The sequence below is a fragment of the Neorhizobium galegae genome, assembly GCF_017877055.1.
Lineage (GTDB): Bacteria > Pseudomonadota > Alphaproteobacteria > Rhizobiales > Rhizobiaceae > Neorhizobium > Neorhizobium galegae_D.
In genome coordinates this window covers 341,795-365,764 of the sequence record NZ_JAGIPG010000005.1, presented here as the reverse complement: position 1 = coordinate 365,764, position 23,970 = coordinate 341,795, and the positions used below count along the sequence as shown (strand labels likewise).

The following is a 23,970-nucleotide window of genomic DNA, read 5'->3' as shown; positions in this document are numbered from 1 at the left end:
GAACGGATCAGCCGCCGGCTGGAAATCCGGCGCAGACTTCCCGAACACATGTCCGCAGCCACCGGTGAGCCGGATCGGCATCCAGCCGCGGATGCCATAGCAATGACACAGTGATCTCGGGCACCGCGACCGGCAGGGAGAAACTGAACATTCCGGCACGCAGGTTGCCGCTGTGTCGCTCGGGAATGCTGGCGATCAGATCCGAGGACCGGGCGAGAACCAGCGCCGTGGCAAAACCATCGACGATCGTCACGATCCGCCGTTCCAAGCCCGACGCAGCCAGGGTCTCGTCGATCGCCCCTTTTTCCAGCCCCCTTCGCGAAACCAGGATATGACCGCCCGCCGCGTATCGCCGAGCCGATATCTCGCCCTCGCTCAGCGGATGCCCGCTGCGCACGACGCCGATGAAACGGTCCCGGAACAGCGCCTGAGCCCGCACTTCTGGACCGATCGTCCCGCTGACGACCCCGGTTTCCAGATCGACGCTTCCGTCGCGAAGCGAGGCGCTGTCCTTGTCCGACTTGCGGATGAACCGCAGCCGCACGCCGGGCGCCTGAGCGCTGACGCGGACGATGAGGCCAGGCCCGAAATTCTCGACGAAACCCTCGCTGGTGCGCAGCGTGAACGTCCGGACAAGCTTACCGAGATCGAGCAACTCGAGCGGCCGCAGGACCGCTTCCGCGTCCTGCACGAGGCCGCCAACCCGTTCGCGTAGCTCGATCGCCCGTGGCGTTGGCACCAGACTTCGGCCGGCCCTCACCAGCAACGGGTCACCGGTCGTCTCGCGCAATCGCGCCAGCGCCCGGCTCATGGCGGATTGGCTGAGCTGCAGCCGTTTGGCCGCCCGCGCCACGCTGCCTTCCGCCAGCAGGACGTCGAGAGTGAAAAGCAGGTTGAGATCGGGTCTGGACATGCGCGCAGGATAACACAGGCTCTTCGATATGACATGGCGTTCAACGCATTAAATTGATGCAAATGATGCGCCTTCCGCCATGTCTGTCCGTGAGATAGCCATCGAACAGCAATTTCTGGAGGTTTTCCCATGATACCCGCACGACGAATGCCCGTCATTTTCAGCCGTGTTCCTTCCAGCCCGATGTCCTCGCTTGTCTCCGGCGTCTCCACACTCCGAAACGCAGGGCTGACAGACGGCTTCTTCGGGATCTGGATGGGAGCATGGCTCCCCTCCAGCATCATCGCTGTTCCGGTCGCGCTGGCTGTCGCGCCGCCTGCGGGCCGCATCGCAAACAACCTCGCGAAGCCGGCCGTGAAACCGGCGGAGGGCGAAAAACGATGACCTCTGCTGCCCACGATCCGGTTCCGCGATCGGCAGAACGGACGAGTACCTTCCGTGGGGCGCTCGCCGGCCTTTCGCTCTCGATGCTGCTCTCTTCCCTCGGCACCAGCGTCGCCAATGTCAGCTTGCCGACATTGGCGCAGGCATTCGGCGCCCCCTTCCAGCAGGTCCAATGGGTGGTCATTGCCTATCTTCTCGCAATCACCACCCTGATCGTCAGTGTCGGGCGGCTTGGCGACATTTCCGGGCGTCGCCGGCTCCTGCTCGCCGGGATCACCCTTTTCACGGTAGCCTCGCTCGCCTGCGGAATTGCACCGACGCTGGGGTTCCTGATTGCCGCACGGGCGGCGCAAGGTCTCGGAGCCGCCACCATGATGGCGCTCACCATGGCTTTTGTCGCCGACTTATTTCCCAAGGCACGTACGGGCGCCGCCATGGGATTGCTCGGAACCATGTCGGCAATCGGCACCGCGCTCGGCCCTTCCCTGGGCGGCCTTCTGATTGCCGGCGCCGGCTGGCGGACGATCTTCCTGATCAACGTGCCGCTGGGCCTGCTGGCGCTCCTTCTCGCCTTTCGTTATCTGCCTGCCGATCTTCGGCGTGAAAAACCGGACCAGAGACCGAGCTTCGACATTGCAGGCACGCTGCTGCTTGCCATGGTGCTTGCAGCCTATGCACTCGCCATGACGGTCGGCCGCGGCAGTCTTGGCCAGATCAACGCCGCTCTGCTGCTGCTGGCTGCCGTCGGAGCCGGCCTGTTCATTCTTGTCGAAGCGAGAGCGGCGTCGCCTCTGATCCGATTTGCGATGTTGCGCGACCCAACCTTGAGCACGGGGTTGATAACCAGCGCGCTTGTCTCGGCGGTGATGATGTCGACGCTGGTGGTCGGGCCGTTCTATCTTTCGCATTCGCTCGGTCTCGATGCGGCTCTGGTCGGGTTCGTGATGTCGATTGGGCCGATTGTTTCCACATTCAGCGGCGTACCGGCCGGCCGGCTCGTCGACCGCCTGGGCGCGGGGACCGCTGTCATTATCGGTCTTGTCGGAATGGTGGCCGGCTCGCTTGCCCTCACCCTGCTTCCCGGAACGTTCGGCATTGGTGGTTACGTCGCTGCCATCGCGGTGCTGACGCCCGGCTATCAACTGTTCCAGGCAGCCAACAACACCGCTGTCATGGTGGACGTCGGTGCCGAGCAGCGCGGCGTCGTTTCCGGTCTGCTCAACCTGTCGCGCAATCTCGGCCTCGTCACCGGCGCCTCGCTGATGGGTGCCGTGTTCGCAATGGCCTCGGGAACGGGCGATGTCGCGACGGCACCTCCGCAAGCCGTGGCCGCCGGCATGTCGTTCACCTTCGCGATTGCTGTCGTGATGATCGCCGTCGCACTTGCCATTGCCGCCGTTCACCGGAGTGTTCCGGCCGTCCGCAACCTCTTGAGCCGTTCTTCCAAGAAGCCCTGAAGTTCATGGTTCGTGAAGTCATCGGCGCCCGGGCGAACCCTTTCTTAACCCTGCTGTGGCAACACTTTTGCCCATTGTTCCCGTCTCCGTTAGAGTATTGCGTGCCCATCATGGCGGTTATCGAAACAGCGGAAAGATTGCTTCCGCCTGGTCTGAGGACCCGGCTGGCACCGCTGACCCGCAAGCTCGAAAAGATACTTACCGACGACGACGAGACGGCACGCGCCCAGCGCCGGGCCCTGATCGCCTTCGTGATCCGCGTCGCCAGCGCCGCCATCGCCTTCGTCTCGCAGATCGTGCTCGCCCGCCTGATGGGTGAGTTCGAATACGGCATATTCGCCTTCGTCTGGGTCCTGGTCGTGCTTGCCGGCAATCTCTCCTGCCTCGGTTTCCACACTTCCGTCATCCGCTTCCTGCACCAGCACAAGGCGCGCGACGAGGTGGCGACGGTGCGCGGGCTCAATCTCGCCGTCCGCCTGGTGGCGCTCGTTTCGGCAAGCACGGTGGCCGGCCTCGGCTTCCTGTTCCTGAATACCTATGGCCACATGGTGGAGGCCTACTATCTCGTGCCGGTGTCGCTCGCCTTCTTCACCCTGCCGATGATCGCGCTCGGCGACGTGCTCGACGGCACGGCCCGCTCGAACGGCTGGACGGTGACGGCGCTCAGCCCGACCTACCTGATCCGCCCGACCCTGATCCTCGCCTTCATGCTGGCCGCTCTCTGGTTCGGCGCGCCGCAGACAGCGGTCACCGCCATGCAGGCGGCTCTTGCCGCAACCTATGTGACGACGCTTTTGCAGCTGCTGCGCCTGACGCTACGCCTGCGCCGCCTCTACGGCGCCGGCCCGATGCAGTTCGAGATCGGCGCCTGGTTCCGTTACTCCCTGCCGCTCTTCCTCGTCGACGGCATCGGCTTCCTGCTCACCAACGCCGACGTGGTCGTCGTCGGCCTCTACCTGCCGCCGGACCAGGTCGGCATCTATTACGCCGCCGCAAAGACGATCGTGCTGGTGCAGTTCGTCTACTTCTCCATCAAGGCGGCCGCCGGCCCCCGCTTTTCCGCCATCATGGCGGAGGACGACATGACGGCGCTGGCCGCCTTTGCCGGACAGACCGCGCGCTGGAGTTTTTGGCCCTCGCTTGCCGTCGGGCTCCTTGCGCTGGCATCCGGCGAACTGCTTCTGTCGCTGTTCGGCAGCGCCTTCACGGCCGGCTACTGGCTGATGGCGATCCTGTTCTGCGGCATCCTCGCCAAGGCCATGGTCGGCCCCGGCGAGGTGCTGCTCAGCATGGCTGGTCGCCAGAAGCTCTGCGTCCTGCTCTACGCCGTCACGCTATTGGCGAGCATCGCTCTTAACATCGCGCTGATCCCCCGCTTCGGCCTGACCGGCGCGGCCATGGCGACGGCGACGGCGATGATGATCGAGGCGATCCTCCTGCATATCACAGTCCGCCGCACGCTCGGCATCGTGCTCTTCGCCTTTGCCGATCCGACGCCCTCTGCTCCTTCAAAGGCTTCCTGACCATGGCGCAACCTCCGTTCAGCAGCGAATTCGAGGGCAATGGCGGCGGCCGGGCGAGCATGATCCCGGCCTTCCGCGCCGAGCGGCCGGATGCCGACGCGCATCTCCAGGTCGGCCGGCCGGGCCGCGAACTCTGCCTCTATCCCGCCGCCTTCGGTTACGACCTGCAGGAAGAGCTGGAATTCCTCTCCAACCGCGCGCTCGAGCCGAACATCTTCTTTTCGGCCCGGCTGCTCGCCCCCGCCATGCCGCGGGTCGAGGACAAGCAGGTCCGCCTGGCGCTGATCCGCGACGAGACGGGCATGCGCAGCCGGATGCGGCTCTTGATGCCGTTCACGGTCGAAAAGCCGGGCTTTTCCGTCGGCGCCTCGATCATCCGTGCCTGGGCGAACCCGTTCGGACCGATCGGCACCCCGCTCGTCGATGCGGAGGACTCGGCCGAGACGATCGACAACCTTTTCGAGGCGCTGAGCATGCGCGAGGCCCGCCTTCCCTCGGTGCTGGTCATGCCGGACGTGCGCCTCAACGGCCCGTTCGCGCAGCTCGCCAAGGCGGTCGCCATCGGCCGCAACCTGCCGGTCACCGTCACGGATCCCAATCTGCGGCCAATGCTCGAAAGCCTGCTCGACGGCGAGGCCTATCTGAAACATTCGATCTCGTCGCACCACTACCGCGAAATGCGCCGCCTGTGGCGCAATCTGGGAAACAAAGGCTCGCTCAGCTATTCGGTCGCCCGCCAGCCGGAAGAGATCCGACTGCGGATGGAGGAATTCCTGGCGCTCGAAGCCAAAGGCTGGAAGGGCCGCAAACGCTCGGCCCTGATCAACGACCGCTACCGCGCCGCGTTTGCCCGCGAAGCGATCACCAACCTTGCGGAAATCGACGCGGTCCGCATCCACACGATCGATTTCGACGGCCGCGCGATCGCTTCGCTCATCGTCTTCATCATGGCCGGCGAGGCCTATACGTGGAAGACCGCCTATGACGAGAGCTTCGCCCAGTTCTCGCCCGGCAAGCTCTTGATGGTGAAACTGACCGAATGGCATCTCGAAGACGCCAACATCATGCGCACCGACAGCTGCGCGGTTCCCGATCACCCGATCATGAGCCGCTTCTGGGAAGAGCGCGAGGAAATGGGCACGCTGGTGATCGGCCTGAGGCAGAACGGCGACCGCGACGTGCGCCAGGTGGCAGCCCAGCTTCACCTCTACCGCAACACCCGCAACATGGCCCGCATGCTCCGGGAAAAGATCATGTCGCTCGCCGGCCGTGCGGAATAATCACTGCGTAACGATCACTCGGCGGCGGCCTTGTCGCGCAGCAGCCGGCGGATGACCTTGCCGCTGGTCGTCAGGGGGATATCGTCCACGAACGCCACTTCACGCGGATATTCGTGCATCGATAGCCGCGTCTTCACCCAGTCGCGGATCTCTGCCGCAAGCTCGTCGCTCGGGCGATAGCCGGGCGCGAGCGCAATATAGGCCTTGACGATCTCGGTGCGGATCGGGTCCGGCTTGCCGACCACGGCCGCCAGCCGCACCGCCGGATGGCCGCTCAGGCAGTCCTCGATCTCGCTCGGGCCGATGCGGTAACCCGACGAGGTGATGACATCGTCATCGCGACCGATGAACTCCACATAACCATCGCGGTCCTTCCGGCCGAGATCGCCGGTGATCAGCCAGTCGCCGACAAACTTCGCCTCTGTCGCCACCTCGTCGTTCCAGTAGCCGAGGAACATCACCGGGTCCGGACGGCGGATGGCGATCTGCCCCATCTTGCCGACCGGAAGCTCGATCCCCCTGCCATCGACCACCGCCACGTGATGGCCAGGCACCGCCCGCCCGATCGCCCCGCCGCGCGATACGCCGAGATTGGCAGCCGAGGACAGCACGAAATTGCACTCGGTCTGACCGTAGAACTCGTTGACCGTCAGCCCCAGCGCCGCCTTTGCCCAGTCATAGGTCTCGCGTCCGAGCGCCTCGCCGGCCGACGCGATCGTCCTGAGCTTGAGATCGTATTTTTCGAGCGGCTTTTCGACGGATTTCAGCAGCCGCAGCGCCGTCGGCGGAATGAAGGCGTTGCGCACATCCATCTCGGACATGATGCGGAAGGCCATGTCCGCATCGAATTTCTGCGCCGGCGAGGACACGACCGGAATGCCGAGCATCAGCGCCGGCAGCAGCACGTTGAGCAGGCCGCCCGCCCAGGCCCAATCGGACGGCGTCCATATCCGATCACCCTCCTGCGGCGCGAATTCATGCGCCAGCTGGAAACCCGGGATATGGCCTGCCAGCACCCGATGACCATGCAGCGCCGCCTTCGGCGGGCCGGTCGTGCCGGAGGTAAAGATCATCAGCGCCGGATCGTCCGGACCGGTATCGGCGACCTCGAATACGGGCGGGTGGGCGGCAATCAGCGCGTCGAGCGCCAGAAGGTTTTCGCCGGCGGGCATCCCACCGGTGACGATCACATGCCGCAAGTCCGGCAGCTTTTCACGCAGATCGGCCAACCGAGACAGGCCAAAGGGATTGGTGACGATCGCCGTCGCACCCGATGCCTTCAATCGGTATTCGAGCGCCTCGGCCCCGAACAGCAGCGCCAGCGGCAGGGCGATGCCGCCCATCTTGTAGATCGCCACATGCGCGATCACCGTCTCGAAACTCTGCGGCAGCAGCAGCGCCACCCGATCCCCGGGCTTCAGGCCGAGCGCGACGAAGGCATTGGCAAGCGAGGCGGACCGCTTGGACAGCGCGCCATAGGTCAACGCCCGATGGTCGCCATCCGGGCTGAAATGCTGGAGACAGACACGATCCGGAAATCTCGCCGCCCAGCCATCGCTGACCACTTCCCCCATGTTGAAACGCCGCGGAATCTCCCAGGCGAAATCGTCAACAAGCTCTTCATAGGAGGTGCGGGCAGGCAGTTTCATCGGCAGCGCTTCTATTTTTGCTGCACCAGCTAACATCCGCGATGCTGAAAATACAAGGGGGACATCGGAGGGGACCTGACATGACGAAGCCTTCCACCATTGCGGCCCCCCGAAACTGATCTCCAGACCGCACACATGTTGCAGACGGTACCAACGAACGGCGATCTGCCGGTAAGGACTGGAAAAAGTGACATCGCACTGTCCTGATCCGAGGCAATCTTACAGGCGTGAAGCACCTGGGACGAGAGCCTCACTTCATCCTTGCATGCCGGTGCGAGGCCGTGATAGAGCGCATACCGCTACCCGAGTGCCCCGTTGGCGGAATTGGTAGACGCGCCTGACTCAAAATCAGGTTCCGAGAGGAGTGCTGGTTCGATTCCGGCACGGGGCACCACAATTTTCAAGATCTTTGATAGGGTTGCGGCGGTCCGGCGCAGTGACGGCGTGCGCGTGGAACACCCCGACTGGGTCGCGATTGAGTTCGGTTCAAATATGGGGAAGGTGGCGCACCCGACAGGATTCGAACCTGTGACCTTTGGAATCGGAATCCAACACTCTATCCAGCTGAGCTACGGGTGCTAACCTGAGAGACGATGACTCGCCTCCGTCCGATGGTGGTTCTTAACTCAGGATGTAGCCCGCATCAATCGCCAATTTGCGATGGGCACAAATCATCCGATGGCGGCAGTCTGTTTTCGTTGCGGCCGCGTCGTCGCGGCTTCCGGCCCCGCGGGCGACAAGGCGCCAAGTTCAAGATAATTTGTCTTACCGAGCCGGCACATCTGCTCTAAGTGAGGCCATGGCGTCCAGGCCGGTCGAAACCAATCAGGAGAAGCGCATGGCGCTGACAGCTTCCACACCCCGTTCCCGCACCGGTATCGGCTATGCCATCGTCCTGACCCTCGGCATGGCGGCGACCGTCGGCGGGGCGCTCGCCTTTCAATATATCGGCGGCTACATCCCCTGCGCGCTCTGCCTGCTGCAGCGCAATCCCTATTATTACGGCATTCCGGTCGGCATTCTGGCGATCGTCGTCTCGGCGGTCGGCCTGCCCGCCTGGGTCACCCGCGCCCTGCTCGTCGTCATCGGCGTGATGATGCTGGTCGGTGCCGGCATGGGCGTCTATCACTCGGGCGTCGAATGGGCGTTCTGGGAAGGTCCGGCAAGCTGCGGCGGCGGCGCGGGCGTCACCACCAATGCCGGGAGCCTGCTTTCGGACCTCAACACCGTGCACGGCCCGTCCTGCACGGAGGCCGCCCTTCGCGTGCTCGGCCTCTCGTTTGCCGGTTGGAACGTGATCGCCAGCGTCATCCTCGCCGCCATCGCATTCGTCGGCGCAAAAAAGGCCGCGTAAAAAGCGGCCTTCGTCACAGGCGATCCCAGGCACGAGCCGTACCCTCTTATGGCTGCAGTTCCGTATCCCAGTAGAGATAGTCCATCCAGCTCTCGTGCAGATAGTTCGGCGGGAAGAGCCGGCCGTTATTGTGCAGGTCCTGCACCGTCGGCTGATAGGGCTTCTGGTGCGGAAACATGGCGGCCTGCTTCGGCAGCTTGCTGCCTTTCCTGAGATTGCAGGGCGAGCAGGCGGCCACGACATTTTCCCAGGTCGTCTCGCCGCCGTGGGCGCGCGGGATGACATGGTCGAAGGTCAGGTCGTCATGTTCGCCGCAATACTGGCACTCGAACTTGTCGCGCAGGAAGACGTTGAACCGGGTGAAGGCGGGGTTGCGGGTCGGCTGGACGTAGGTCTTGAGGCTGACGACGCTCGGCAGCTTCATCGAGAAGCTCGGCGAGCAGACCGAGTGATCGTATTCCGCGATGATGTTCACACGGTCGAGGAAAACCGCCTTGATCGCGTCCTGCCAGGACCAAAGCGACAAGGGATAATAACTCAGCGGCCGGTAGTCAGCGTTCAGGACGAGCGCCGGCAGGGCCTGCGGGGAGACTGCAATCGTCAAGTGACGCTCCTACCCGATTCGGCATCTGTACTTTCTATATTAGGTCCGTTGTTACAGGATTGTGAAGCCCAATAAATGCAGTGGGATACTCTGGCCCGCCTTCAGGTCAAAGGTGTGACATCGCGACGCATTTTCGCCGCGTAATAGGCCCAGAAAAGCCGTGCCGCGACGGAACGCCACGGGCTCCAGATAGCGGCCGCGGCTGCCAGGTTTTTGGAAGAAGGCCGGGCTTCCAGGCTGAAAGCGTGGGCGACCGCCGCCTGCAGCGCCACGTCGCCCGCGGGAAAAATGTCGGCATGGCCACCGCAGAACATCAGGTAAACTTCCGCCGTCCATGGGCCGATGCCGGGCAGTGCCGTCATCTTACGGATCGCCTCACCCGTTTCGAGTAAAGACACGGACGCGAGATCGAAATGCCCTTCCGAAATTGCTGTGGACAAATGCAGAAGCGTCGCCGCCTTGGCCCGCGACAGGCCGAACGTCGCGACGATTTCGGGAGCAAGCGCGCGATATCCTGCCGCGGTGACCGGGCCGGCGGCCGTTATCCTCCGCCAGATCGCCTCCGCACTCGCCCTCGACACCATCTGCGACACGACGATCGAGGCAAGGCCCGAAAAGCCCGGCTCGTTCAGCCGGAGCGGCACCGGGCCGGACACCTCGACGATCGCCGCAAGCCGCGGGTCCAGCGCGATCAGCGCCTCCAGCCCCGCCTGGATGTCGGAATGATCGCGGATGATGGACACCTCTCGCCTCTCCCATGGCCGTTTTTCAAAAAGCGTGGCAGAAGAAATCATGCCCGCTCCGCCTTCTGATAAACCGGTCTATCGTTTCGCGCCAAGCCCGAACGGGTTCCTGCATCTCGGCCATGCACTGTCGGCGCTGCTCAATCACGACATGGCGGCGGCAAGCGGCGGCCGTTTCCTGCTGCGCATCGAGGATATCGACCTGACGCGCTGCACCCCGCAATTCGAAGCGGCGATCTATCGCGATCTCGCCTGGCTGGGGCTCGATTGGGAAGAACCTGTGCGGCGGCAATCCGACCATTTCGACGCTTACCATGCGGCGCTCGATCGATTGACCGAGATGGGTCTGGTCTACCCGGCCTTCCTGACCCGCGGCGAGGTGAAGGCCAAAGTCGCGACTTGCGAGGCGAGCGGAAAAAGCTGGCCGCGCGATCCGGATGGCTCGCCGCTTTATCCCGACGACGACCGGCACCGCAGCCAGACGGAGCGGCGCAAGCTGATCGCCGACGGCGTCCGGCATGCCTTTCGCCTCGACATGCAAAAGGCCCTCGGCCTGATCGTGGCACCCTTGCACTGGACCGAGACCGGCGACGGAGACCGCGGAGAGATCCCTGCCGATCCGTCGGCCTGGGGCGATGTCGTCCTCTCCCGCTCGGATGCTCCGTCGAGCTACCATCTGTCGGTAACGGTGGACGACGCGGCGCAGGGGGTCACCCATGTGGTGCGGGGGCTCGACCTTTTCGAGGCGACGGCCGTGCACCGGCTGCTGCAGGAACTGCTGGGGCTAACGCCGCCGGTCTATCATCACCACCGGCTGGTCGTCGGGAAGGATGGCAGGAAGCTGTCGAAAAGCGAGGGCTCAACCGGGCTCGCGGCGCTTCGCGACCAGGGCCTCTCGATCAGTGACATCCGTCGCCTCGTTGGCCTTTGACAGCGCTTCGCCGCGTTGGCGACGCTCCCTCCGGAACCGGTTGAAGACCGAGTAGATCCGGTACTTCATCAGCGCGGCATTGAACTCGGCGCCGAGAATGAAGATCACGCTGATCATGTAGAGGAAGACCAGCACGATCATGATCGACGCCAGTCCCGCATAGGTCGCCGCATAGTTGGCGAAGGTCGAGAGGTAGGAGGCGAAACCGAGCCCGAAGGCGGTCCAGATAACGATCGTCAGCGTCACGCCCGGCAGCACGTCGATAATCCGCCGATGCCCTGCCGGCAGCCATTTGTGCGAGAGCAGCAGGCCGATCATGAGCAAGAGAGCTGTACCATAGAGGCCCCAGTTCGCAGCCCGCGTCAGGTCGCCGATCAGCCACGGAAACCGCGTTTCGGCAAAGCGGAGCGCCACCGGCACTGCGACGAGCAGGATGCTGATCACCGCGAAGATGACGACGGCGACGATCACATAACCAAGACTGGCGAGACGGGTCACGTACCAGGGCCGGGTCTCCGTCACGCGGTAGGCACGGTTGAGGGAAATCCTCAGCGCCTCGACACCGTTGGAGGCGAAATAGGCAGCGGCGAGAACCGAGATGGTCAGCAGTCCGCCGCGCGGGATTTCCAGCACCTGGCGGATCTCCGATGCGATAGGTGCGGCGATGTTCGCCGGCCAGGTGTCGAACAGCAGATGCACCGCCGTTTCCGAAAAACCGCCGGCTCCCAGGAAACCGGCAAGCGCGGTGCCGAAGATCAGGAACGGAAATAGCGCCAGCAGGCCGGAAAGCGCCACATGGCTCGCCATGGCCCAGCCATCGTCGTCCGAGAAGTGCCAATAGGCGTCCCAAAGAACCTTGAAGGCGAGGCGATACCACCGGACGGGGCGGTTTTCTTCGGGCAAGGGCAACTCCGTTGTGACGTGGCGGGAAATATGGGAGGAACTCTATCGATTGTACAGGGAACCTTATTCAATGGCCGAAAATAGAACGATCATCGTTACCGGCTGTTCCTCCGGTATCGGCGACCATTGCGCCCGGGCTCTGAAGGCGGACGGCTGGCGGGTGTTCGCGACGGTTCGCAAGGCAGCCGATCTCGCATCCCTCGAAGCGGACGGCATTGAAGCTCTGCTGATGGATTATACCCAGCCGGACACGATCTCAGCCTTGGTGGAAACAGTGCTGGCGCGCACCGGCGGACGCCTCGGCGCATTGTTCAACAACGGCGCCTACGGCCAGGCGGGCGCGGTGGAGGATTTAAGCACCGACGTACTGCGCGAACAGTTCGAGACCAATTTCTTCGGCTGGCACGAGCTGACGCGGTGGGTGATCCCGGTCATGCGCGCTCAAGGCCACGGCCGCATCGTCAACTGCTCGTCAATATTGGGCCTCCTGCCCTATCGTTACCGCGGCGCCTACACCGCCTCGAAATACGCGCTCGAGGGCCTGACGATCACCATGCGCATGGAGCTCGAAGGCAGCGGCATTGGCGTGAGCCTCATCGAGCCCGGGCCGATCACGTCGCGCTTCACCGCCAACGCGCTTACCAAGATCCGGGAGAATGTCGATCTCGAAGGCTCGGTGCATGCCAAGCAGTACGAACGGCAGATCAAGCGCCTCGACGGGCGAGGCCAGGTCAGCCGCCATAAACTTGGGCCCGAAGCGGTCTATGAGGTGTTGACTCATGCCTTGACCGCGGCTCGTCCGAAGCCACATTATCTGGTAACGAAGCCCGCCAAGCAGGGCGCTTTCCTGAAAAGAATACTCCCGGCCGCGCTCTTCTACAAATTGATGCGCCGGCTGGACTGAGCAAAAGGCAGCAATCCGACAATGTCCACTTTCACCACCGTCCTTGCCCTGATCGTCATGGGCCTCGTCGTGCTCGTCCTGATCCGCGGGCTGTTCAACATGATGAAGGGCACCGACGCCAACAAATCCAACAAGCTGATGCAATTGCGTATTCTCTTGCAGGCGATTGCAATCGTCCTCATCATGCTCACTCTCTGGATTACGGGCGGCGGTCGCCCGACCTGATTGATGATGACGCCGGATGGTAAAGCTCAACAAGATCTACACACGCACCGGCGATGACGGCACCACGGCGCTGGTCTCAGGCCCACGCCGCGACAAGCATGACCTGCGCGTCGAAGCCTATGGCACCGTCGACGAGACCAATTCGACGCTCGGGCTCGTCCGCCTGCATACCGCCGGCATGGCCGAACTCGACGCCATGCTGTTCCGCATCCAGAACGACCTTTTCGATCTCGGCGCCGACCTGGCCACACCCGATACCGGCGAAAAGCTGGACTACGAGCCGCTTCGCATCGTCGAAGCCCAGGCGACGAGGCTGGAAACGGAGATCGATGCGCTCAACGCCCATCTCGACCCGCTGACGTCCTTCGTGCTGCCGGGCGGCTCGGCCGCCGCCGCCTATCTCCACCTCGCCCGTACTGTATCGCGCCGCGCCGAGCGGCTGATGGTCGAGCTGTCGCGAAGCGAGACCGTCGGTGCTGCCGCACTGAAATATATCAACCGGCTTTCCGACTTCCTGTTCGTGGCGGCGCGTTTCGCCAATGACGGCGGCAAAGCTGATATACTCTGGGTCCCGGGCAAGAACCGGTAACCGCGCGGCGGAGGAGCCACAGCATGTTCATTCCGCTGCACGACGCTGTCGAACTCAAATACATCCGCGTCCAATATGTGACGATCAGCATCATCGCCATCAACGTGCTGATATGGCTGTTTACAAATTTCTCCGCACCTGAAGTGGCCGAACGCGCTTCGCTCGGGCTCGGCTTCATTCCAGCGGTGATCTTCAACTATGCGACCCTCGACCCGTCGCTGGTGATCGTGCCGGACGACCTGACCTTCGTCACCTATGCCTTTCTGCACATGGATTTCTGGCACCTCGCCTCGAACATGCTGTTCCTCTGGGTGTTTGGCGACAATGTCGAGGATGCGCTGGGGCATGTGAAGTTCCTCGTCTTCTATCTCCTCTGCGCGGCGGCGGGCGCCGCTCTCCATGGCGTCGTTGCATCGAGTTCGGAAGGTCCGCTGATCGGCGCATCCGGGGCAATCTCGGGCGTCGTTGCGGCCTATTTCCTGCTGCACCCTCGCGTGCGGGTCTGGGTGCTGGTGCTCTTCCGAATTCCGCTGCCGCTGCCGGCCTTCATTCCGCTGGCGCTCTGGATCGTCCAGCAGTTCGCCATGCTGGTGCTCGATCTCGACGGCATGGTCTCCTGGGGCGCGCATGTGGGCGGCATCGTCGCGGGCGCCATCCTTGTGCTGTTCATGCGCCGCAAGGGCGTGCCGCTGTTCGACCGCAACATCGTGACCCCGAAGGCAGTCGAGCTCAAGCCGGACGTTCGCCAAGCCGCTGCGGCTACCGAATAGAACTATGAGAAAACGGCAATGCCCGGCGGCAAATCCGCGTTGTAATCGCGCGAAAAATGCGTATCCATGTCGCCCACTGACAAATGAGGAAGCAGCAAATGTCGCAATTTGCGGCTGGAGATAGTCAAGGAAGGACCCCATGAAGATCCTGGTGCCAGTCAAGCGAGTGGTCGATTACAACGTGAAGATCCGGGTGAAGCCGGACGGCACGGGTGTCGAACTTGCCAATGTGAAGATGTCGATGAACCCCTTCGACGAAATCTCCGTCGAGGAGGCTTTGCGGCTGAAGGAAGCGGGCAAGGCGGAAGAAGTGGTCGTCGTGTCGATCGGCCCGGCCAAGGCCGAAGAGACGCTGCGCACCGCGCTCGCCATGGGCGCCGACCGGGCGATCCTGGTCGAGACCGACGACGTGGTCGAGCCGCTGGCCGTCGCCAAGATCCTGAAGGGCATCGTCGATGCCGAACAGCCGGGCCTGATCATCGTCGGCAAGCAGGCGATCGATGACGATTCGAACCAGACCGGCCAGATGCTGGCAGCGCTCCTCGGCTCCGCCCAGGCGACCTTCGCCTCGAAGATCGAACTCGCAGACGGCTCCGCCAAGGTGACCCGCGAAGTCGACGGCGGCCTGCAGACGATCGAAGTCAAGCTTCCGGCCGTCGTGACCACCGACCTTCGGCTGAATGAGCCGCGTTACGCCTCGCTGCCGAACATCATGAAGGCGAAGAAAAAGCCGCTCGACAAAAAGACGCCTGCCGATTTCGGCGTCGATACCGCGTCGCGCCTGAAGGTGCTGAAGACGGAAGAACCGGGCGGCCGCAAGGCCGGCATCAAGGTGAAGACGGTCGAGGAATTGGTCGGCGCCCTGAAGACCGCCGGCGTTCTGTAAGGAAAGGGAGAACATCATCATGGCCATTCTTCTTCTGGCAGAACACGACAATGCGAGCCTCAACGACCAGACCGCCAAGGCGCTGACCGCCGCCTCCAAAATCGGCGGCGACGTGCATGTGCTGGTCGCGGGCTCCGGTGCCAAGGCTGCCGCCGATGCCGCCGCAAAGCTTGCCGGCGTCTCCAAGGTGCTGCTTGCCGACAGTGCCGACTATGCCAACAACCTCGCCGAGCCGCTTGCGGCTCTGATCGTCTCGCTGGCCGGTTCCTACGACACGATCATCGCCGCCGCGACCGCATCGGCGAAGAATGTCATGCCGCGCGTCGCAGCCCTGCTCGACGTCATGCAGGTCTCGGAAATCATCGAGGTCATCTCGGCGGATACGTTCAAGCGGCCGATCTATGCCGGCAACGCCATCCAGACAGTTCAGTCGACCGACGCCAAGAAGGTCATCACCGTGCGCACCGCCTCCTTCCAGGCAGCCGGTGACGGCGGGTCCGCCCCGGTCGAGACGATCTCGGCTGCGGCGAACCCGGGCGTGTCGAGCTTCGTGTCGGATGCTCTCTCCTCGTCGGAACGTCCGGAACTGACGTCAGCCAAGATCATCATCTCCGGCGGCCGGGCGCTTGGCTCGTCTGAAAAATTCCAGGAAGTCATCCTGCCGGTCGCCGACAAGCTCGGTGCCGCCGTCGGCGCATCGCGCGCTGCGGTGGACGCCGGTTACGCGCCGAACGACTGGCAGGTCGGCCAGACCGGCAAGGTGGTCGCGCCGGCGCTCTACATTGCGGTCGGCATCTCGGGCGCCATCCAGCACCTCGCCGGCATGAAGGACTCGAAGGTTATCGTCGCCATCAACAAGGACGAGGAAGCACCGATCTTCCAGGTCGCCGATTACGGCATCGTCGGCGATCTCTTCGAAATCCTGCCGAAGCTCGAAAAGGCGTTGTAAGGCCTTGCGCATTTCGCAAGCGCGAAAAATGCTGGCAAAACGACAGGTAGCGGAATAACAATCTGCCGGACTGCATACATGCAGTCCGGCATTTTCATGAAATCGGCGTACGCTGGAGAGAGCGTAAACGCCCAGGGAGCGAAACCATGGGTCTGGTCATCAAAAGCATCGGCGTCATCGGAGCAGGCCAGATGGGCTGCGGCATTGCACATGTTTCGGCTCTCGCCGGTTACAAGGTGCAGATGTACGACGTGTCCAAGGACCGGATCGAGGCAGCGCTCGCAACCATCAATGGCAATCTCGCCCGCCAGGTCTCCCACGGCAAACTCGGCGATGACGAGCGCAAGGCAGCCCTTGCACTGATCTCCGGCTCTTCCGACCTCAACGACCTCGCGCCGATGGACATGGTGATCGAGGCCGCGACCGAAGACGAGAGCGTCAAGCGCAAGATCTATTCGCAGGTCTGTCCGGTCCTGAAGCCCGAAGCCCTGCTCGCCACCAACACCTCGTCGCTTTCCATTACCCGTCTCGCTTCCGCCACCGACCGTCCGGAGCGCTTCATGGGTATACATTTCATGAACCCGGTTCCGGTCATGAAGCTCGTCGAACTGGTGCGCGGCATCGCCACCGACGAGCCGACCTTCCGGGCCGCCAAGGACTATGTGACCGCGCTCGAAAAGACCGCGACGGTCGCCGAGGATTTCCCGGCCTTCATCGTCAACCGCATCCTGTTGCCGATGATCAACGAGGCGATCTACACGCTTTATGAAGGCGTCGGCTCGGTCGAGGCGATCGACACCGCCATGAAGCTCGGCGCCAACCATCCGATGGGGCCCCTGCAGCTCGCCGACTTCATCGGCCTCGACACCTGCCTGTCGATCATGCAGGTCCTGCACGACGGCTTGGCGGACAGCAAATACCGCCCCTGCCCGCTTCTGGTGAAATATGTCGAAGCCGGCTGGCTCGGCCGCAAGGCCGGCCGCGGGTTCTATGATTATCGCGGCGAAGTGCCGGTGCCGACGCGGTAGACGACCGCTACCTTAGCCTTGCCTTGTCAGAAAAGGTATTTCGGACTATATTGACGGAGTGAGAGGCGAGCTTTCGCCCGCCTCTCTGGTTTATTTTTGGAATGTGACCCGCACGCTTGCCTGCCAGCTCGTGCGGGTTTTCCGTAAGATAAACGTGATGCTAAATGGCATGAGCCACAAAGTTCACTCTCCAGTCGGATGGCGAGGCCTTCGCCGGGTCGGAGGAGCCTATCTCCTCCGATGCGCCTGACAGGGGCGCGTCTGCTTTGGCCATCACAACCAAAAGCAGCATAAAGTAGCGATTTACATTATTTCAATTGGAAATTGCGGATTAACGCCCCTTGGCCGCCGTGATCAGCGCCTTCGCATCCGCGCTGTCCCAGGCCGCCGGGCCGTTCATCGCGGAAATCAGGCAGCCTTGTCTGTCCATGACCAAGGTCACCGGCAGGCCGAAGGCAAGGCCTTCCTTCTTCAGAGAATTGAAGACGCCCATCGAACTGTCACGGTAATAACCGAGCGTATCGACGCCGTATTCAGCAAGGAAGGCCTTGGGCTTCTCGTCGCTGCCGATATCGATATTGACCGCCACGACCTCGAAATCCTGCCCGCCCATCCCCTTCTGCAACGCATTCAGCGCCGGCATTTCTTCCCGGCACGGGCCACACCAGGTGGCCCAGAGGTTGAGCAGCACCGTCTTGCCGGCGAAATCGGCGGTCTTGAGGTCCCGGCCGTCCGGTCCCTTGAAGCTGAGATCGAGCGGACGCGGCGGCTGGGCGGCGACCATGGCGGCGACCTGGCCCCTGGAGAACCGCGAGACCGACTTCACCGTCTCGACTGCACCCTCGCAGGCGCCGGAGGGTTGGGCGAGAAGCCCGCTCTCACCATTGCCAGACCCCACATTCCTCACGTATACCGCCACGGCGCCGGCGAGTATCCCCGCGACGGCGGCAATCACGATCAATCTGGCGGTAGGAAGGCCGAAAGGTCTTTTGGTCGTCATCAATTACTCCAGGACTAGCATCATGGCTGACGGCACGAAGGACGCAGTATCCTCCAACCAGATGTGGGGCGGACGCTTCGCTTCAGGGCCGGATGCGATCATGGAGGAGATAAATGCCTCGATCGGTTTCGACAAGAAGCTGTTCGCCCAGGATATCCGCGGCTCAATAGCGCATGCGACGATGCTTTCGGAAAAGGGCATTATTTCGGGCGAAGATAAAGACAAGATCGTGTCCGGCCTGAACACGATCATGTCAGAGATCGAAACCGGAAAGTTCGAATTTTCGCGCAAGCTCGAAGACATTCACATGAACATCGAGGCGCGGCTGGCCGTGCTGATCGGCCCCGCCGCCGGACGCCTGCACACCGCCCGCTCGCGCAACGACCAGGTGGCGCTCGATTTCCGCCTCTGGGTGAAGGAAGAACTGGTCAAGACGGAAGCGATGCTGACCGACCTGATCGCCGCCTTCCTTGACCGTGCCGAGGAACATGCCGACACCGTCATGCCCGGCTTCACCCATCTCCAGACCGCCCAGCCGGTCACCTTCGGCCATCACTGCATGGCCTATGTGGAAATGTTCGGCCGTGACCGCGCCCGTGTCCGCCATGCGATCGACCATCTCGACGAAAGCCCGATCGGCGCCGCGGCGCTTGCCGGCACGCCCTACCCGATCGACCGCCATATGACGGCGAAGGCGCTCGGCTTCCGCGAGCCGACCCGCAATTCGATCGACACCGTCTCCGACCGCGATTTCGCACTGGAATTCCTGTCGGTGGCGGCGATCTGCGCCGTGCACCTGTCGCGTCTCGCCGAAGAGATCGTCATCTGGTCGACGCCGCAGTTCGGCTTCGTGCGCCTGTCGGATGCGTTTTCGACCGGCTCGTCGATCATGCCGCAGAAGAAGAATCCGGATGCCGCCGAACTGGTGCGCGCCAAGACCGGCCGCATCAACGGCTCGCTGGTGGCGCTACTGACCGTGATGAAAGGCCTGCCGCTCGCCTATTCCAAGGACATGCAGGAAGACAAGGAACAGGTCTTCGACTGCGCCGAGAACTTGGAACTGGCCATCGCCGCCATGACCGGCATGATGCGCGACATGACGATCCGTGCCGACAAGATGCGCGCCGCCGCCGGAGCCGGGTATTCGACCGCGACGGACCTCGCCGACTGGCTGGTGCGCGAAGTCGGCCTTCCCTTCCGCGAGGCCCATCACGTCACCGGCCGCGCCGTGGCGCTCGCCGAAGAGAAGGGCTGCGACCTTTCCGAACTGTCGCTGGAAGAACTGCAGTCGATCAATCCTGCGATCACCGACAAGGTGTTCGACGTCCTGTCCGTCGACGCCTCGGTCGCCAGCCGCACCAGCTTCGGCGGCACCGCGCCGGCGGAAGTGAGGAAGCAGATCGCCTGGTGGCGCGCCCGGAATTGATGTCGGCCGCGGCGAACGCTTGAGAAGTGATGCCGGATAGTGACTGCACAAGGGCGCGGAACTTCGCTATGAAAGTTCCGCAGCCGTGCCGGAGAAGGAATAGAATGTCGAAGTCCCTGGTAAAAATCGCCCGCATCACTCTTGTGCTGAGCCTCGCCGGCGTTGTTGTCGTCGGCTGCGGCCGCAAGGGTAGCCTCGACCGCCCGAGCACGCCGGTGGAGCAGCAGAACATCCGCAAGAGCGGCAAGCCAGGCGAGCAGAAAGCCGAGCCGGTTGCCGACCGGCCTTTCCTGCTCGACCCGCTCCTGTAATTTCCGAGTTTTACCGTGAATCATTTTCATTACATCGACGGCGTGCTGCACGCCGAGAACGTGCCGATCCCCGAAATCGCCAAGGCGGTCGGGACCCCTTTCTACGTCTATTCGACGGCCACCCTGGAACGTCACTACAAGGTTTTCGCCAAGGCGTTCTCCGATGTGGACGCGATGGTCTGCTACGCGATGAAGGCGAATTCCAACCAGGCGGTGCTGAAGACGCTCGGCCGGCTCGGAGCCGGCGTCGATGTCGTCTCGGGCGGAGAGCTGCGTCGCGCGCTGGCGGCCGGCATTCCGGCAAGCCGCATCATGTTCTCGGGCGTCGGCAAGACGGTGCAGGAAATGGATCTGGCTCTATCGGCCGGCATCTACTGTTTCAACGTCGAGTCCGAACCGGAGCTGGAAGTCCTGAACCTGCGCGCCCTGAAGGCCGGCAAAAAGGCGCATGTCTCCTTCCGCATCAATCCGGACGTCGATGCCGGCACGCATGCCAAGATCTCGACCGGCAAGAAGGAAAACAAGTTCGGCATCGCCTATGAGCGCGCCCGAGACGTGTATGCCCATGCCGCGACGCTTGGCGGCATCGATGTCACCGGCATCGACATGCATATCGGCAGCCAGATCACCGAGTTGCAGCCGTTCGAGCACGCCTTCCGGCTCTTGCGCGAACTGGTCGATACGCTCCGCACCGACGGCCACCGCATCGACCACGTCGATATCGGCGGCGGCCTCGGCATCCCCTACCGCGAGGACAACAACCCGCCCCCGCTACCCGATGCCTATGCGGAAACGGTGAAGCGCCAGCTGCGGTCGCTGAACTGCAAGATCGTCACCGAGCCCGGCCGGCTGATCGTCGGCAATGCCGGCATCCTGGTAACCGAGGTCATCTACGTGAAGGACGGCGGCGAGAAGGCCTTCGTGATCGTCGATGCAGCGATGAACGACCTGATCCGCCCGACGCTCTACGACGCCTATCATATGATCCGACCGGTCGTGGTTCCGCCGGCCGATGCTCCGCGCATTAAGGGGGATGTGGTCGGCCCCGTCTGCGAAACCGGCGACTATCTGGCGCTCGACCGCGAGATGGCGGAACCGAAGCCCGGCGACCTGATCGCCGTCTCTTCGGCAGGCGCCTATGGCGCCGTGCAGGCGGGCACCTACAACACCCGCCTGCTGGTGCCGGAGGTTCTGGTGAAGGGATCGGAGTTCCACGTGGTGCGCCCGCGCGGCAGCTACGAAGACCTCATCGGCCTGGATTCCGTGCCCGCATGGCTTGGATGAACATCTGACGCGACGTTCACTTTTGCGGGAAAGCCCGGAAAATATGGGGGCTAATTGCCCCCTGCCCTCGTCTTCGCCACAAACATCGTTATCTTGAAGGCTTGATTTGCGCCGCCACGACTGGAGACGGACCGCATGAGCCTCATCCGCAAAGGTGCCTTCGAATCGCATCCTGAGCTTGCGCGCCGCGTTGCGCTGAAGCGCTCCTTCGCGCGGATCGTTTTGTTTTTCGAATGGATTTTGCCGCTGCTGCTCGCACCCCTCGGGATCGCGGCGCTCTTCCTTTCGGTCGCCTGGTTCGGGATTTTCCGGATCGCACCGGACTGGGTGCGCTGGATCCTGGTCGGCGGCTTCGCCTTTGCCTTCGTGTATGCTCTGCTGCCGTTCAGTCGCCTGCGCTGGCCGGCAGTGGCTGAAGCCGACCGGCTTCTCGAAGTCCGCAACAACCTGCCCCACCAGCCGGTCGGCGTCCAGGATGACCATCCGGCTTTCGAAACCCCCTTCTCACGCGCGCTCTGGAAGGAACACCAGATCCGCATGGCCGAGCGTATCGCAGCGCTCGATGCAGGCCTGCCGCAGCCCGATATCGCCCGGCACGACCGGTTCGCTCTGCGCGCCATCCCGGCCCTGGTCTTCGTCGTCGCGCTCGGTTATTCATTCTCAAACGGCGGCGGCTCGCCTGCCGACGCCTTCCGGCCCGCGCCGCCGGCGCCGAGCATCAACCCGGACTTGCGCATCGACGCCTGGCTGACGCCGCCGTCCTATACCGGTCGCGCCCCGGTATTCCTGACCGGCCGCGAGGTCACCACCACCGTTGCCGCCGTATCGATCCCGCAGAATTCAGCGCTGACCGTGCGCGTCACCGGTGGCGAAGGCGGCGAGGCCGTGGTTTTCGCGCCGAAAGCCGGCGGGCAGCCATCGACATTGATCACCGAGGAAGCCAAGAAGGCGGCTGAGGCCGCCGCGCAGCAGCCCCGGCAGACTGCCCCGGGACAGCAGACGGCTCAGGCACCGGCCCAGCCTGGCACCCTGCAGCAGCCCAACCAGCCGCGGCCGCCCCGCACCTATGCGCTGAACGTCGCCGAGAGCGGCAGCCTCACCGTCAACGGCCAGACCTGGGCTTTCGACGTGATCCCCGACCGGCCGCCGGAAATCGCCTTCGAGGGCCAGCCGAAGCCTTCCGTCAACGGCGCCCTCGAAATCGGCTTCACCGGCAAGGACGATTACGGCATCCGCGAAGCGCATGCCCTGATCGAACCGGTCGATCAGCAGGCTCCCGGCGCTACCCCGCTTTATCCGCCGCCGGACTACCGGCTCGACCTGCCGCGCCAGAACAGCCGGGAGGTCAAGGGCCTGACGAGCCGCAGCCTCATCGAGCATCCGCTCTCCGGCAAGCGGGTCAGGATCACCCTGATCGCCAAGGACGGCGCCGGCCAGACCGGCCGCAGCCCGGCCCATGAAATGGTGCTGCCCTCACGCGGCTTCTCCGAGCCCCTCGCCGCAGCCGTTGCGGAAGAGCGCCAGGTCTTCGCGCTCGACACGCGCCAGATGCCCCGCGCCATAGAACTCAACGAGGCGTTGGCGATCCGCCCCGACGAAACCATTCCGAACCTCAGCCATTTCCTGCTGATCCGCTCGGCGCTCGAGCGCATGAAGCTCGCCCGCAACGAGGAACAGCTGAAGGATACCGCCGAATATCTCTGGGAGATCGCGCTGGGCATCGAGGACGGCGACCTGTCGCAGGCCGAGCGCCGCCTGCGCGACGCCCAGCGCAATCTCGCCGAGGCGCTGCAGAACAAGGCCTCCGACCAGGAAATTGCCAAGCTGATGCAGGAACTGCGCGAAGCCATGCAGCAGTTCATGAACGAACTGGCGCAACGGATGCAGAACGCCCCGCAGGCACCCAACAACATGCAGTCTCAGAACGTCATCCGTCAGCGCGATCTGCAGAACATGATGGACCAGATCGAAAACCTCGCCCGGTCCGGCAACCGCGATGCCGCCCAGCAGATGCTCAACGAATTGCAGCGGATGATGAACAACCTGCAGGCCGGCAGGCCGCAGCGCGGGCAACAGGGCCAGCAGCAGCAGAACAGCCAGATGCGCCAGCAGATCGACAAGCTTGGCGAGATCATGCAGGAACAGCAGCGTCTGATGGACCAGACCTTCAAGCTGGACCAGGCACTGCGCGACCGCATGCAGCGCGGCGATCCCAGCGGGCGGCCCGGCGATCAAAGCCAGCAAGGGCAACAGCAGCAGGGCCAGCAACAGCAAGGTCAGCAGGGCCAACAGGGCCAGCAAGGGCAGCAGAACACCGACCAGATGACCGCCGAGCAGCTTCGCGAAGCCTTGAAGAACCTCCGTGCCCAGCAGGAAGGCCTCGGCAAGAAACTGGAAGAGCTGCAGCAGGCGCTGAAGGGCCTCGGCATGCAGCCCGGCGAAGGTTTCGGCAAGGCTCAGAGCGAAATGGGCAATGCCGGCAAGGCCCTCGGCGAAGGCCAGGGCGAGCAGGCGGTCCAGGGACAGGGCAATGCGCTGAGCGCCTTGCGCCAGGGCGCCCAGAACATGATGCAGCAGATGATGCAGGCCATGCAGCAGCAAGGCCAGGGTCAGGGCCAGGAGCGCGGCGGCCCGGGCGAAAACATGACCTCGCAGGGTGGACAGAACGGGCGCGATCCGCTCGGGCGCCCGCGCGCCACGTCAGGCCCGGATTTCGGCGATCAGGTAAAGGTGCCTGACGAGATCGACGTCCAGCGTGCCCGCGAAATCCTCGAAGCAATCCGCGAAAAGCTCGGCAACGCGCTCTCCGGCGAGGCGGAGCGGCAATATCTGGAACGGCTTCTGGATATTCGTTGAG

23 protein-coding genes and 2 tRNA genes are annotated in these 23,970 nt (G+C 63.4%); 18 read left to right on the top strand and 7 right to left on the bottom strand.

Annotated features, from left to right (window positions below; genetic code table 11):
* Positions 1–7: 7 nt before the first annotated feature.
* Positions 8–913: a LysR family transcriptional regulator gene (locus tag J2857_RS28090; protein ID WP_210013352.1), complete on the bottom strand. Its 906-nt coding sequence runs from the start codon at positions 911–913 to the stop codon at positions 8–10.
* Positions 914–1,042: 129 nt separating this feature from the next.
* Here J2857_RS28090 and J2857_RS31585 point away from each other — a divergent pair, with 129 nt between their 5' ends.
* The 4 genes from J2857_RS31585 (at position 1,043) to J2857_RS28070 (ending at position 5,557) form a co-directional block, all read left to right on the top strand.
* Positions 1,043–1,297 carry a DUF2798 domain-containing protein gene (locus J2857_RS31585; protein WP_373426845.1) on the top strand — a complete coding sequence of 85 codons (255 nt, stop codon included), beginning with the start codon at positions 1,043–1,045 and terminating at the stop codon, positions 1,295–1,297.
* Entirely contained in the window at positions 1,294–2,754 is a 1,461-nt protein-coding gene (locus tag J2857_RS28080) for an MFS transporter (RefSeq protein WP_210013350.1), read from the top strand. The genes J2857_RS31585 and J2857_RS28080 overlap by 4 nt, the downstream gene beginning before the upstream one ends.
* 101 nt (positions 2,755–2,855) lie before the next feature.
* Entirely contained in the window at positions 2,856–4,277 is a 1,422-nt protein-coding gene (locus J2857_RS28075) for a lipopolysaccharide biosynthesis protein (RefSeq protein ID WP_348635729.1), read from the top strand.
* Positions 4,278–4,336: 59 nt separating this feature from the next.
* The gene (locus tag J2857_RS28070) at positions 4,337–5,557 is read left to right on the top strand and encodes a GNAT family N-acetyltransferase (RefSeq protein WP_245363956.1); all 1,221 of its coding nucleotides are present in this window, start codon (positions 4,337–4,339) and stop codon (positions 5,555–5,557) included.
* Between the two features lie 14 nt (positions 5,558–5,571).
* On the opposite strand, the gene J2857_RS28065 is transcribed toward J2857_RS28070, so the two are convergent.
* Complete coding sequence (locus tag J2857_RS28065) at positions 5,572–7,206, bottom strand: AMP-binding protein (protein WP_210013347.1); 1,635 nt, start codon at positions 7,204–7,206, stop codon at positions 5,572–5,574.
* A gap of 309 nt (positions 7,207–7,515) precedes the next feature.
* Between J2857_RS28065 and J2857_RS28060 the strand changes: the two genes are divergently transcribed.
* Positions 7,516–7,600, top strand: a tRNA-Leu gene (locus tag J2857_RS28060).
* 108 nt (positions 7,601–7,708) lie between these two features.
* Here the strand turns inward: J2857_RS28060 and J2857_RS28055 are convergent.
* A tRNA-Arg gene (locus J2857_RS28055) sits at positions 7,709–7,785 on the bottom strand.
* 259 nt (positions 7,786–8,044) lie between these two features.
* On the opposite strand from J2857_RS28055, the gene J2857_RS28050 reads away from it, so the two are divergent.
* Positions 8,045–8,560 carry a disulfide bond formation protein B gene (locus J2857_RS28050; protein ID WP_210013346.1) on the top strand — a complete coding sequence of 172 codons (516 nt, stop codon included), beginning with the start codon at positions 8,045–8,047 and terminating at the stop codon, positions 8,558–8,560.
* A 46-nt stretch (positions 8,561–8,606) separates the two neighbouring features.
* Here J2857_RS28050 and J2857_RS28045 read toward each other — a convergent pair whose 3' ends face one another.
* Positions 8,607–9,164 (bottom strand): HNH endonuclease, encoded by a 558-nt coding sequence (locus J2857_RS28045; RefSeq protein WP_210013345.1) that lies wholly within the window; start codon positions 9,162–9,164, stop codon positions 8,607–8,609.
* Positions 9,165–9,265: 101 nt separating this feature from the next.
* Positions 9,266–9,958 carry a DNA-3-methyladenine glycosylase family protein gene (locus J2857_RS28040; protein WP_210013344.1) on the bottom strand — a complete coding sequence of 231 codons (693 nt, stop codon included), beginning with the start codon at positions 9,956–9,958 and terminating at the stop codon, positions 9,266–9,268.
* Here J2857_RS28040 and gluQRS point away from each other — a divergent pair.
* Positions 9,957–10,838: a tRNA glutamyl-Q(34) synthetase GluQRS gene (gene gluQRS / locus J2857_RS28035; protein WP_245363932.1), complete on the top strand. Its 882-nt coding sequence runs from the start codon at positions 9,957–9,959 to the stop codon at positions 10,836–10,838. The two genes, J2857_RS28040 and gluQRS, sit on opposite strands and share 2 nt — an antisense overlap.
* On the opposite strand, the gene J2857_RS28030 is transcribed toward gluQRS, so the two are convergent.
* Positions 10,767–11,741: a YihY/virulence factor BrkB family protein gene (locus J2857_RS28030; RefSeq protein WP_210013342.1), complete on the bottom strand. Its 975-nt coding sequence runs from the start codon at positions 11,739–11,741 to the stop codon at positions 10,767–10,769. The two genes, gluQRS and J2857_RS28030, sit on opposite strands and share 72 nt — an antisense overlap.
* Before the next feature lie 70 nt (positions 11,742–11,811).
* Between J2857_RS28030 and J2857_RS28025 the strand changes: the two genes are divergently transcribed.
* The 7 genes from J2857_RS28025 (at position 11,812) to J2857_RS27995 (ending at position 17,092) form a co-directional block, all read left to right on the top strand.
* Positions 11,812–12,645: an SDR family oxidoreductase gene (locus tag J2857_RS28025; RefSeq protein ID WP_210013341.1), complete on the top strand. Its 834-nt coding sequence runs from the start codon at positions 11,812–11,814 to the stop codon at positions 12,643–12,645.
* A 21-nt stretch (positions 12,646–12,666) separates the two neighbouring features.
* On the top strand, positions 12,667–12,870 hold the full coding sequence (locus tag J2857_RS28020) for a twin transmembrane helix small protein (RefSeq protein WP_210013340.1): 204 nt from the start codon (positions 12,667–12,669) through the stop codon (positions 12,868–12,870).
* A 16-nt stretch (positions 12,871–12,886) separates the two neighbouring features.
* Positions 12,887–13,459, top strand: a complete 573-nt coding sequence (locus J2857_RS28015) for a cob(I)yrinic acid a,c-diamide adenosyltransferase (protein ID WP_210013339.1) — start codon at positions 12,887–12,889, stop codon at positions 13,457–13,459.
* 23 nt (positions 13,460–13,482) lie between these two features.
* Complete coding sequence (locus J2857_RS28010; RefSeq protein ID WP_210013338.1) at positions 13,483–14,229, top strand: rhomboid family intramembrane serine protease; 747 nt, start codon at positions 13,483–13,485, stop codon at positions 14,227–14,229.
* 139 nt (positions 14,230–14,368) lie between these two features.
* On the top strand, positions 14,369–15,115 hold the full coding sequence (locus J2857_RS28005) for an electron transfer flavoprotein subunit beta/FixA family protein (protein WP_210013337.1): 747 nt from the start codon (positions 14,369–14,371) through the stop codon (positions 15,113–15,115).
* Positions 15,116–15,134: 19 nt separating this feature from the next.
* Positions 15,135–16,064 (top strand): electron transfer flavoprotein subunit alpha/FixB family protein, encoded by a 930-nt coding sequence (locus J2857_RS28000; RefSeq protein ID WP_210013336.1) that lies wholly within the window; start codon positions 15,135–15,137, stop codon positions 16,062–16,064.
* Positions 16,065–16,210: 146 nt separating this feature from the next.
* A complete protein-coding gene (locus tag J2857_RS27995) occupies positions 16,211–17,092 on the top strand; it encodes a 3-hydroxybutyryl-CoA dehydrogenase (RefSeq protein ID WP_210013335.1) in 882 nt (293 codons plus the stop codon).
* 331 nt (positions 17,093–17,423) lie between these two features.
* On the opposite strand, the gene tlpA is transcribed toward J2857_RS27995, so the two are convergent.
* Entirely contained in the window at positions 17,424–18,092 is a 669-nt protein-coding gene (tlpA, locus tag J2857_RS27990; RefSeq protein WP_210013334.1) for a thiol:disulfide interchange protein TlpA, read from the bottom strand.
* A gap of 22 nt (positions 18,093–18,114) precedes the next feature.
* Here tlpA and argH point away from each other — a divergent pair, with 22 nt between their 5' ends.
* The 4 genes from argH to J2857_RS27970 all read left to right on the top strand — a co-directional run bounded on the left by argH (position 18,115) and on the right by J2857_RS27970 (position 23,969).
* Positions 18,115–19,518 (top strand): argininosuccinate lyase, encoded by a 1,404-nt coding sequence (gene argH / locus J2857_RS27985; RefSeq protein ID WP_210013333.1) that lies wholly within the window; start codon positions 18,115–18,117, stop codon positions 19,516–19,518.
* A 104-nt stretch (positions 19,519–19,622) separates the two neighbouring features.
* Positions 19,623–19,829, top strand: coding sequence for an LPS translocon maturation chaperone LptM (lptM, locus tag J2857_RS27980; RefSeq protein ID WP_210013332.1), 207 nt, complete (start codon positions 19,623–19,625; stop codon positions 19,827–19,829).
* A gap of 15 nt (positions 19,830–19,844) precedes the next feature.
* The gene (gene lysA / locus J2857_RS27975; RefSeq protein ID WP_210013331.1) at positions 19,845–21,113 is read left to right on the top strand and encodes a diaminopimelate decarboxylase; all 1,269 of its coding nucleotides are present in this window, start codon (positions 19,845–19,847) and stop codon (positions 21,111–21,113) included.
* 135 nt (positions 21,114–21,248) lie between these two features.
* Entirely contained in the window at positions 21,249–23,969 is a 2,721-nt protein-coding gene (locus J2857_RS27970) for a TIGR02302 family protein (RefSeq protein WP_210013330.1), read from the top strand.
* Position 23,970: the final 1 nt, after the last annotated feature.